The sequence below is a fragment of the Bradyrhizobium acaciae genome (assembly GCF_020889785.1).
In the GTDB taxonomy this organism is placed as follows: Bacteria; Pseudomonadota; Alphaproteobacteria; order Rhizobiales; family Xanthobacteraceae; genus Bradyrhizobium; species Bradyrhizobium acaciae.
Genome location: NZ_JACMYK010000078.1, coordinates 26,320 through 32,847, shown reverse-complemented (window position 1 = coordinate 32,847; position 6,528 = coordinate 26,320). Strand labels below are relative to the sequence as shown.

Here is a 6,528-nt window from a genome sequence, read left to right as displayed (position 1 = left end):
ACGCTGGAGAGCAAGACCAACTTCATCGGCGGCGCCAAGGAGGGCACCACCGTGATCGCGACGGCGACGCCGGTGCACCGGGGCCGGCGGACCCAGGTCTGGCAGACCAGGCTGGAAACCGAAGACGGCAAGCTGGTCGCCGTCGTCACCCAGACGCAATTGGTACTATGATGGGGCAATGATGTGATTTGCCGATCACATCATTGTTTACTTAAATGAATCTAGACACTTGAATTATATGGTGCGGCGCACAATATAGGAGTTGCTAGGGACTCGACGCCTCCTCGAGGGCTACCAAGAGGAGTTATGAAATGAACTATGATTCTATCCGTCCGACGGCTGCCAAGGGTACCGTGCGGACGTTGAGCCAGCAGGAGGAACTCCCTCTGCTGCGCGATCATTTGCTGCGGCTGGATCGTACCAGCCGTCATGATCGTTTTCATGGCTTCATCGACGACAGCTTCATCCGCCGTTATGCCGAGCGCTGCGCCAACGACGGGACGGTCATCATCGCTTATTTCGAGGATGGCGTGGTCCGCGGGGCAGCGGAACTGCATCCGCCGGAGCAGTCACCGGATGCCCAGCCCGAGATCGCCTTCAGCGTGGAGCAGTCGGTGCGGCGCAAGGGCGTCGGCAGCACGCTGTTCCGCAAGCTGATCGCCGAGGCACATGCCAAGGGCTACACCAATCTGCGTATCACCACCGGCGCGCAGAACGACGCGATGCGTGCGCTCGCCACCAAGTTCGGTGCGCAGCTGAGCTTCCGCCACGGTGAGTCGACCGGCAGCATCGACTTGACCGAGCAGCACCAGGCTGAACCGGCGCCGGCACTCGCCCCGGTTACACCGGTCGAAGCTGCGCGCGCGATCGTCGACATGAACCGCGCCTATTGGCGTATGGTGATGCAGATGTCCGGCTGGGGCCGGGCGGCCTGAATTCAGATCTAAGATGAAATACAAAAAGGGCAATCCGCTCAGTGGATTGCCCTTTTTCTTTGAGCTAGCGGATGTTGTTTCTCAGGTGCCGGTGCGCTTGGCCGGCGCGAGACGGCGGACCACGCGGCGCTCGACTACGACGGAGCGCTGCGCGCCCTGTTCGCCGGCGATCACGCGGGTTGCGGTGCCGGTACGGGCGCTGACGCGCGCGGTCTTCTTCACCTCGGCCAGGACTTCCTCATAGGGCAGCCCCATCAGGGACGACGCGATCTCGGCCTGGGCCTCCACGTCATCGGTAATACCGATGGCGGCGAAGATTGCCTCCTCCAGCGTCGGCGGATCGTGCCGCACGCGCCTTGTGCCGTATTTGGTGTTCCAGTCTCCGCTCATCGCCGCCTCATCCTTGAATCGCGGGAGATACGTAAGGTGCCCAATGTTGCATTGCAATATGAATGTGAGATGGCAATCCAGCCATGCAGCTAGAGTCTCTCAATCTTGTGAGCGTCATAAAGTTCGATGGTGGTCGCTGCTGCGGCAAGCGATTGCAGAGACCGCACGAAATCACGTGACGCAGGGACTGCGAAATGCGCCGCCAGCGCGCCGCGGTCGGCCCATTGCTCGAAAAACACCAGCCGCAGCGGATTCTCGCAGTCGACGTGGACCGCGTGCGAGATGCAGCCGGGCTCGGTGCGCGAGCGTTGGACATGCTCGAGGCTCAGCCGTCGCACATCGTCGAAGCTGTCGAGGCGGGCGGTGACGCTGCCGGTGACGACGATCATGGTCTCCCCCAGTTTGTTAGGGGGCGGCTTCGGCCCCTGATGCACTCATCGGCTGTTGCGGCCAGCGCTTCAGCGCGGCGCGGCCGGCATCGGTCAGCACATAGATGCCGCGCTCGGCGCGATCGAACCAGCCGTAGACATTATGCAGCAGGATCTTGCCCGCGTCCGGAATGTCGGCCCGCAGGTCGCGAACCCGCCGTGGCCCGTCCGAGAGTGCACAGGCGCAGGCCAGCGCCTGCTGGCGGTAGGCGGTCATGATCGGCGCGCGCGTCGATCCGCCCATGGCGGGATCGCCCTTGCGCTTGCGGTGCTCGGTGATCAGGCGCGAGCGCTTCTTCGGATTGCGCCTGATAGCCGCGGTCGGCGGCGGCACCAGCACCTCGATGTCGCCGCGATCGGTGACGCCGAGCATGCCGAAGCCGAGCCGCCGGCACAGATTGCGATAGCGCGCGTCGCTCTCGCGGCCCTTGCCGCGGGCCGACACCTTGGCCGCGATCCACACCTCATCGGCGGCGGCGGCGCGATCCACCGCCTGCAGGATCAGTTCGAGATTGAAGGCGAGCTTGAGTTCACCGATCACGACGACGGGTGGGTCGTCGCCGCTCAATGCGACGAGGTCGCAGCCGCCGATCTCGCCCTTCACCGCGAACCCGAGCTTTTCGAGGAAGCGTTTGACGGGCAGGTAAAGCGCGGTTTCCAACGGCGAGGGCTCCGGCGGCCGTTCCGGCCGCGACTCGATTCGCAGCAGCATAGCCGGATCGGCCCCTGCCGACGTGGACGGAATTTGCTCACAGCGCGCCAGAGCGGCTATTGTGAGGCGGGGACAACGGCGCGACCATTTCATGATCCGGAACGGGCTCTATCACATCACCATCGAATTTCTCGACGGCGTCTCGGGCGGGAACCAGGGTGTCATGGTGCTGCGTGACGGCCAGATGCGCGGCGGGGACTCGTTCTTCTTCGCCCATGGCAGCTACACCGCGGCCGATGGCAAGTGGAAGGGCGAGGTCACCAACGAGGAGCATTCGCCGACCTATGGCGAGCGCCCGGTGTGGGAACGCAAGGTGGTGACGATCGGATTTACCGGCACCTACACCGATCAGACCGCCGAGGGCGACGGCATGGCGCTCGCCGGCAAGCAGAGCATCCGCTTCAAGTCGAAGCTGCGGCTGCTGGTTGCGGACTAGACCCGCCCGTTCACCGGCAGCAGCGCGCCGGTGACGGCGCTTGCGGCGTCGCTGGCGAGGAACAGGATCACCTCGGCGAGTTCCTTCGGCGTCACCCATTTGGAGATATCGGCTTTCGGCATCGCGGCGCGATTGGCTGCCGTATCGATGATCGAGGGCAGCACGGCGTTGACCGTCACCTTGCCCTTGAGTTCCGCAGCGAGCGACTCGGTGAGGCGGTGAACGCCGGCCTTCGAGGCGGCATAGGGGCCCATGCCGGATGCGGCCTGCAGCGCGCCCAGCGCACCGATATTGATGATCCGGCCGGCGCCGGACTTGATCAGATGCGGGATGGCCGCGCGCGATGTGTTGAAGGCGGTCATCACGTTCATCGCATACATGCGCTGCCACGTTGCGGGATCGCCGTCGCTCACGGCTTCGAAGGTAAAGCCGCCGGCGATGTTGATCAGCCCGTCGAGCCGGCCGAAATGTGCTGCCGCCTTGTCGATCGCAGCCGTCGCCTGCGCCGTGTCGGTGAGGTCGACGCCGCCGAGCTCGATGCGGTCGGCCGTCGCCGCAAGCTGCGAGGCGGCATGGTCGATACCGGCGACGCGCGCGCCGCGCGCCAGCGCCTCTTCGGTGACCACTTTGCCGAGCGCACCGAGCGCGCCGGTGATGACGATGGCTTTTCCGTTCATGGCGGTCTCCGTACTCGCAGGCAGGCAGAGCGCTCACTATGATCAGGCGGATTTCATTTGCAATGCCGCCGATTTCACCTCCTACTGCGCGCATTCGTCATTTCATTCACGTCAAGGATGTTGCGATGCCGACCTCCAGGCCGTGCGAAACCCATCTCGAACTCGTCAAGTTCGGACATCCGTTGCCGCACTTTGCGGAAGCGCTCCGGCATCAGCGCAAGATCAAGGTGGTGGCGCTCGGATCCTCGTCGACGGCGGGCGCCGACAACATTCTGCCGTTCCCGCCGCGGCTCGAGATGCTGCTGCGGCAACGCTTCTTCGGCCGGATGATCGACGTGATCAATCGCGGGATCGGCGGCCAGGAGGCGCCGGAGGAATATTCGCGCATCGAGTCCGACGTGACGGCTGAGGCGCCGGTGCTGGTGATCTGGCAGGTCGGGACCAACGCGGTCTACAAGAGCTACAATCCCGCCGAGGTGCGCGCCACGCTGGAGGCCGGTCTCGACCTGCTTGCGGCGCTTTCGCTTGACGTCGTCGTGATGGATTCCCAGTACACGCAGGCGATCGTCGGAACGCAGGCCGCGCTCAATCTCGCGAACATCATCATGCCGATGATCGCGGATGTCACGTCGAGCAAGCGTGTCAACCTGTTCAGCCGCTTCGCGCTGATGAAGCGCTGGGCCGACGACGGGATTCCACTCGCCGAGCTCGATGACGGCGGGCAGCTTCACACCAGCGAATCGGCGACCAGTTGCGTAACGCAGGCGCTGTTCGGCGCGATCGACGACGCCTTGAAGCTGGAGGCGATCACGTAAGCCGGACTACGTAAGACTACGGTAATGGGCCGGTTGGATAAAATTTGCAGCAGTTCCGTAAGTCGTTTGCAGAACCCTTCTCGTAGAAGCGGAACTCCAGCCAAGGTAGGGGTTTTCGATGGGATATCTTCCGGACCACGGTTTACCGCTCGTTCAGCTTAAGGAGCAGCGGCGCGATCTTGTCGTGGCGCTGCAAAACCGTAACGGACCAGTGGGTAGCTGGGAATTGATGCAGATCGCAGCGATCCAGCAGGCGATCTCGGCATTCGAAGACGTGATTGCCGACCTCGATGCGGAGCTCGAGCTCGAGGCCGCCGCAGCCTGAGCCAAGTGGCCTGATCAGGTGAACTGATCAGGCTTGCAGATAGCGACCTTCAAGCGCCTTGCGCTCGGCCTGGCCGAGCCCGAGGCCTTCGCGGAAATAGCCGTCGAGACTGCCGTAGGCAGCATCGATCGCTTCGAAAGAAGCCTCCAGAAATGCTGCGCGCACGGTGCCGAGCACCTGCTTGACGTCGTCGGGCAGTTCGGTGCTGTGGGCCGGATCGCGCTTGTAGAACTGATTGGTGAGGAGATAATCGTCCGCGATCACCTCACCGGACACGCCGAGCGCGTGCAGGATCAGCGCGCAGGCAAAGCCGGTGCGATCCTTGCCCGCGGTGCAGTGGATCACCAGCGGTGCGCGGTCCTCGAGCAGATGGGCAAACAGCGCGCGGTAGCGCGCCGTGTTGTCCTGAACGTAGCCGCGGTAGGAATCCCGCATCACATCGATCGCATCGGCTTCAGATAGTTCACGGTTGCTTGCGATCTCGCGCAGTGAAGCCACCACCGTCGGCTCGACGGGGAGCGAATGCACGGTAACGTCGCTCATGCCGCACAACGCCTCGGCACGCTCGGCGACGCCACGAAAATCGAACGCGCTCTTGATCCCGAGCGAGCGCACCACGGCAACGTCCTGCTCGGTGAGATGCGCAAGATGATTGGAGCGGAAGATCTGCCGCCAGCGCACCGTGCGGCCGTCACGCGTCTGGTAACCGCCGAGGTCGCGGAAATTGCTGGCGCCGGCGAGATTGAGGTGACGGGCAGGGGCTTCTGACATCGGCGGGCCTGTTGCAGCTTGTGAGGTCTTGGCGCAGGAGTATCGGCGCAGACAGGTCTATAACCGGCCTCTCGGGGGGAGAATATGACTTATCGCGGGGGCGCCATTCTCGTCGGCGCGATTCTTTTCGAGGTTTGGGGTTTCTCGGCGGCATCGGCGCAATCCGTGTTCCGGAATTATCGCTGTACCGACGGCACGCAGTTCATTGCCGCGTTCTTCAAGGGGGATAACCGCGCGCATCTGCAACTCGACGGCAAGGCGGTGACGCTGATCAAGCGGCTGTCGCTGTCGGGCGCGCGCTACAGGGGCGGCGGTGTCACGCTCGAGATCACCCGCGGCGGACTTACCAGGCTTCGGCATGCGAGGCGGCCGGTGACGGCCTGCGAACTGGTGGCATGAAAAAAGGGCCGAAACGCTGCGTTCCGACCCTTTCCTACTGCCCTGATGCCGTCTGACGTTTTTGCGTCACGCGTCTCTGCCGGATCGACATCAGTGATCGCGGCTCGGCTTGGCGTCCTCGATCGCTGCCTGGTGGTACCAGCTCTCGCTGCATGCCGAGGTCTCGACCTCAGCGGCAAGATCGCGCGCCGGTCGCATTTCGCCGTAGCGGCGTCCGCCGAGAGCTGCGCGGCCCCCAGCCGGGAATTGATAGATCGTTGCCGATCCCTGATTTTGGCCCGTGGTGATCATGTCAAAGTCTCCTTTGGCCGGAGCGAGCCTCCATGGTGCGCCCGACTCATTCGCGTGTGGTTACCGTCATTTTGATATCGGTCCGGGCCCGACAGGGCGCAAGCTGACTAACAAATGGTCAGACTCTGTCTAATTCGTGTGCAAATCCCGGTTTGCATCCTGCAAGGCAAGATACAGCTGACCAACAGTTGGGCCGGGGCCATGGCTGCCGGGCGACCGGCGTTTGGACGCAAACTGTCACATAGGGCTGCCGCCGCATTAATCGACTACTGATGCCGTAGCCGAATTTGCTGCAGAAACGGGCGACGGAGGGGGCCGAGAGAAGATTTTGGCTGACCGCGGCGCATGC

General features: G+C 63.4%; 12 protein-coding genes. 6 read left to right on the top strand and 6 right to left on the bottom strand.

Annotated elements, in window-relative coordinates:
• Both H8A92_RS25610 and H8A92_RS25605 read left to right on the top strand, forming a co-directional pair.
• On the top strand, positions 1-171 hold a 171-nt coding region (locus tag H8A92_RS25610), incomplete at its 5' end, for a PaaI family thioesterase (RefSeq protein WP_229198330.1).
• A 140-nt stretch (positions 172-311) separates the two neighbouring features.
• Complete coding sequence (locus H8A92_RS25605) at positions 312-935, top strand: GNAT family N-acetyltransferase (protein WP_229198328.1); 624 nt, start codon at positions 312-314, stop codon at positions 933-935.
• 81 nt (positions 936-1,016) lie between these two features.
• On the opposite strand, the gene H8A92_RS25600 is transcribed toward H8A92_RS25605, so the two are convergent.
• From H8A92_RS25600 to H8A92_RS25590, 3 genes are all read right to left on the bottom strand, one after another.
• On the bottom strand, positions 1,017-1,325 hold the full coding sequence (locus tag H8A92_RS25600) for a hypothetical protein (protein WP_050401418.1): 309 nt from the start codon (positions 1,323-1,325) through the stop codon (positions 1,017-1,019).
• An 89-nt stretch (positions 1,326-1,414) separates the two neighbouring features.
• A complete protein-coding gene (locus tag H8A92_RS25595; protein WP_229198327.1) occupies positions 1,415-1,714 on the bottom strand; it encodes a putative quinol monooxygenase in 300 nt (99 codons plus the stop codon).
• A gap of 16 nt (positions 1,715-1,730) precedes the next feature.
• Positions 1,731-2,414, bottom strand: coding sequence for a DUF2161 domain-containing phosphodiesterase (locus H8A92_RS25590; RefSeq protein ID WP_229198329.1), 684 nt, complete (start codon positions 2,412-2,414; stop codon positions 1,731-1,733).
• Between the two features lie 142 nt (positions 2,415-2,556).
• Between H8A92_RS25590 and H8A92_RS25585 the strand changes: the two genes are divergently transcribed.
• Positions 2,557-2,901, top strand: coding sequence for a GrlR family regulatory protein (locus H8A92_RS25585; protein ID WP_229184265.1), 345 nt, complete (start codon positions 2,557-2,559; stop codon positions 2,899-2,901).
• Here H8A92_RS25585 and fabG read toward each other — a convergent pair.
• Positions 2,898-3,578, bottom strand: coding sequence for a 3-oxoacyl-ACP reductase FabG (fabG, locus tag H8A92_RS25580; protein ID WP_229198326.1), 681 nt, complete (start codon positions 3,576-3,578; stop codon positions 2,898-2,900). The two genes, H8A92_RS25585 and fabG, sit on opposite strands and share 4 nt — an antisense overlap.
• Positions 3,579-3,703: 125 nt before the next feature.
• On the opposite strand from fabG, the gene H8A92_RS25575 reads away from it, so the two are divergent.
• Together H8A92_RS25575 and H8A92_RS25570 are read left to right on the top strand one after the other, a co-directional pair.
• Positions 3,704-4,393, top strand: coding sequence for an SGNH/GDSL hydrolase family protein (locus H8A92_RS25575; RefSeq protein ID WP_229198325.1), 690 nt, complete (start codon positions 3,704-3,706; stop codon positions 4,391-4,393).
• Positions 4,394-4,511: 118 nt separating this feature from the next.
• Positions 4,512-4,718, top strand: coding sequence for a hypothetical protein (locus tag H8A92_RS25570; protein ID WP_163151108.1), 207 nt, complete (start codon positions 4,512-4,514; stop codon positions 4,716-4,718).
• Between the two features lie 27 nt (positions 4,719-4,745).
• Here H8A92_RS25570 and H8A92_RS25565 read toward each other — a convergent pair whose 3' ends face one another.
• Complete coding sequence (locus tag H8A92_RS25565) at positions 4,746-5,489, bottom strand: tyrosine-protein phosphatase (protein WP_229198324.1); 744 nt, start codon at positions 5,487-5,489, stop codon at positions 4,746-4,748.
• Positions 5,490-5,573: 84 nt separating this feature from the next.
• On the opposite strand from H8A92_RS25565, the gene H8A92_RS25560 reads away from it, so the two are divergent.
• Positions 5,574-5,888, top strand: coding sequence for an MliC family protein (locus tag H8A92_RS25560; protein WP_229198323.1), 315 nt, complete (start codon positions 5,574-5,576; stop codon positions 5,886-5,888).
• A gap of 90 nt (positions 5,889-5,978) precedes the next feature.
• Here H8A92_RS25560 and H8A92_RS25555 read toward each other — a convergent pair whose 3' ends face one another.
• Positions 5,979-6,179, bottom strand: a complete 201-nt coding sequence (locus H8A92_RS25555) for a DUF2735 domain-containing protein (protein ID WP_229184270.1) — start codon at positions 6,177-6,179, stop codon at positions 5,979-5,981.
• Positions 6,180-6,528 lie beyond the last annotated feature (349 nt).